The 3155-nt window shown below is 67.4% G+C and carries 3 protein-coding genes and 1 pseudogene; 2 read left to right on the top strand and 2 right to left on the bottom strand.

Annotation, left to right across the window (positions count from 1 at the left end; genetic code table 11):
• Nucleotides 1-691, bottom strand: a pseudogene (locus C447_RS06575) (hypothetical protein); the annotation flags it as partial.
• A gap of 137 nt (nt 692-828) precedes the next feature.
• The gene (locus C447_RS18115; RefSeq protein ID WP_007692100.1) at nt 829-1002 is read right to left on the bottom strand and encodes a DUF7838 family putative zinc beta-ribbon protein; all 174 of its coding nucleotides are present in this window, start codon (nt 1000-1002) and stop codon (nt 829-831) included.
• 315 nt (nt 1003-1317) lie between these two features.
• On the opposite strand from C447_RS18115, the gene C447_RS06570 reads away from it, so the two are divergent.
• Both C447_RS06570 and C447_RS06565 read left to right on the top strand, forming a co-directional pair.
• Nucleotides 1318-2328, top strand: a complete 1011-nt coding sequence (locus C447_RS06570) for a transcription initiation factor IIB (RefSeq protein WP_007692099.1) — start codon at nt 1318-1320, stop codon at nt 2326-2328.
• 76 nt (nt 2329-2404) lie between these two features.
• The gene (locus C447_RS06565) at nt 2405-3100 is read left to right on the top strand and encodes a metal-dependent transcriptional regulator (protein WP_007692097.1); all 696 of its coding nucleotides are present in this window, start codon (nt 2405-2407) and stop codon (nt 3098-3100) included.
• The last annotated feature ends 55 nt before the right edge of the window (nt 3101-3155 follow it).

The following is a 3155-nucleotide window of genomic DNA, read 5'->3' as shown; positions in this document are numbered from 1 at the left end:
TCGGGCGGTTCGAGCCCCCCGAGGTCGAGTTCCTCGCCGAGTTCGACCGTCGGCGGGTGCCCTCGAAGGGTCGGATACGAGCGCTCGGGTGAGGTGGTCTTGAGCGCCGAGCCGAACGTCGAAATCGCCTGCATCATGCTCTCCGGGTCGGCCGGCGTCCGCACCGTCGCCGCCGGCCGGTCGTGGTGCGAGCGCGCGCCCACCAGTACGTCGACCTCCTCGCCGAACTCGATCGACATNTCTCCGGGTCGGCCGGCGTCCGCACCGTCGCCGCCGGCCGGTCGTGGTGCGAGCGCGCGCCCACCAGTACGTCGACCTCCTCGCCGAACTCGATCGACATCCGTTCGGCGTCGGCGGCGAGGCTGACCGAGCTCTCGACCGCGAGGTAGAGCTTCACGGGCGCGTTCAGTTCGACGCCGTAGGTCCCCTCGGGCAGGTGCTCGTCCGCGAAGTGTTCGACCGTCCGGACCGGGGTTCCGCTCCCATCTCGGACGTGGATCGTGACGACGCTCGGCAACGAGAACGAGCTGGTGCGAACCGAGACGGCGGCCTCGACCGGGAACCGGAACGGCCCCGTTCCGGCGGGTTCGGGCGTGACCGGATCCGGCGTCGAGAGCGTGTACTGGTGGCGCTCTATCGGGTCTACAACTGCGATTCCGGTATCGACGGGTTCGAACGAGGGCTGGGTCATCCCTCGTCGTCCGCGCGTTCGTCCACACCACACGTGTACATCGTTGCCGGATGGTTGGTGCTCAGCGTATAAAAAGATCTGCTACCGACTGGGGCTATTCATGGCCGGTCGGGGTGGCTCGGCATTGCTAGCGGTCGTCAGGCGGGATCCGGTGCGGAGGTGATCTCGTCGCCGATGGTGACGAACGCGTAGCCACAGTCGGGGCAGCGCCACTTGACTTTCTCGCCGAGGTGGAGCGTCGTGCTCGCGGCGCGATAGAACTGCCGTCGCTCGCCGCAGTCGGGACAGTCGTGCTCGCGTTCGAGGCTCATATCACCGCTCGACGCCGACCGAACCTCAACCTACTGGTTTCCGCAGAGTTCAGACGACCGGTCGGCGAGCGCTGCGGGGAACGCCTGTAGCCCCTGCGGGTCGCGGAGCTCGTACGTCAGATAGCCGGCGTTCGTGTATCGACTTTTTCCGCGAGCCCTCCACCCAATATCGGCCGCTCACTCCGTCTCGGCACCGATATCCGGCGGCAAACGGCCGGAGCCTTTAAATAGTCCGACCCCGTATCGTACACTGTAGAAATCCCGTTGTACCGTCAGCGAACATCACCATTCGAGCATCCGCTCACCCATACGATATTGGAAGGTAACACGACACGCATCCGAGCGCACGAATCGAGCGAACGAACGACCCAGGAGACGGTCGAGGAGCCCACGACCGACGAGACCGAACAGGTCTGTCCGGAGTGTGGCGGCCGGCTCGTCTCCGATACGGAGCACGGCGAGACCGTCTGTAACGAGTGTGGCCTCGTCGTCGACGAGAACGAGATCGACCACGGCCCCGAGTGGCGGGCGTTCGACGCCGCCGAGCGCAACGAGAAGAAGCGCACCGGCGCGCCCACCACGAAGATGATGCACGACAAGGGCCTCTCCAGCCAGATCGGCTGGCAGAACAAGGACGCCTACGGCAACGCCCTGAGCTCTCGCAAGCGCCAGCAGATGCAGCGGCTGCGCACCTGGGACGAGCGCTTCCGGACCCGGAACTCGAAGGAGCGCAACCTCAAACAGGCCCTCGGCGAGATCGACCGCATGGCGAGCGCGCTCGGCGTCCCGAAGGACGTCCGCGAGACCGCGAGCGTGATCTACCGTCGCGCGCTCGCCGAGAACCTCCTGCCCGGGCGCTCGATCGAGGGGATGTCGACCGCCGCGCTCTACGCCGGGATCCGGCAGATGGGCCTCCCCCGAAGCGTCGAGGAGGTCGGCGCGGTCTCGCGGGTCGACGAGATGGAGTTCAAGCGGGCCTACCGCTACATCAACCAGGAACTCGACCTCCAGATCGCCCCACCGAAACCCCAGCAGTACCTCTCGCGGTTCGCCTCCGACCTCGACGTGAGCGAGGAGACCGAGCGACGCGCCCGCGAACTCCTCACCACCGCCGAGGAGCAGGCGATCCACTCCGGGAAGAGTCCCGTCGGGCTCGCGGGCGCGGCGCTCTACGCCGCCGGCATCCTCACCAACCGCAAGCTCACCCAGGACGAGGTCAGCGAGGTCGCCGAGGTCAGCAACGTCACGATCCGGAACCGCTACCACGAACTCATGGACGTGGCCGGCGAGACCGACACCCAGCACACCCCCACCGCCTGCGCCTGAAGTTCTTCTCGACCCGCGCGAGGACGGAATCGAGGGCCGACGCAACGATTTTGTAGGTCGGCGAGGTAGGACAGGTATGCCGAGCGCGACGGCCGAGGACTACCTCAAAACGGTCTATCAGCTCGCCGACGGCGACGAGCCGGTGCCGACGTCGGCCATCGCGGACGCGCTCGACGTCACCCCGCCGACGGTGACGGCGACCATGAAGCGCCTCGAAGGGCACGGGCTGGTCGAGCGCGAGGAGTACAAAGGCGTACGCCTCACCGAGGAGGGCACCCTGATCGCGCTCGAAACCATCCGCCACCACCGGCTGCTCGAACTCTTCCTCGCCGAACATCTGGGCTACGACTGGACGGAGGTCCACGACGAGGCCGACACCCTCGAACACCACATCAGCGAGCGGCTCGAAACCGAGCTCGCGGCGGTGCTCGGCGACCCGACCGCCGACCCACACGGCGCGCCGATCCCCACCGCGGACCTCGAACACACCGGGGCCGACGACGACCCGCTCTCGGAGTACGCCGAGGGCGAGCACGCCGTCGTGACCCAGGTCGCCGACACCGACCCCGAGATACTGGCGTACCTCTCGGACGCGGGTCTCACGCCCGAGACGGAGCTCGAGGTCCGCGAAGTCGCGCCGTTCGGGATGGTGACCGTGCTGCCCGAGGGGCGCGAGGAGACGGTGTCGCTCCCCGCCGAGATCGCCGCCGCGGTCCGGGTTCGCCCGACGGACGCCGAACCCACCGGAAACGGGATGACCGTGCTGGAGTGAGGCGCTACGTCACCTCGCCATCGACGTCGGCGCTGTCTCTTATACACATCTCTGA

It is taken from the genome of Halococcus hamelinensis 100A6 (genome assembly GCF_000336675.1).
Lineage (GTDB): Archaea > Halobacteriota > Halobacteria > Halobacteriales > Halococcaceae > Halococcus > Halococcus hamelinensis.
Note: the sequence above shows the minus strand (reverse complement) of the source record. Positions and strands in the feature narration are given on the sequence as shown.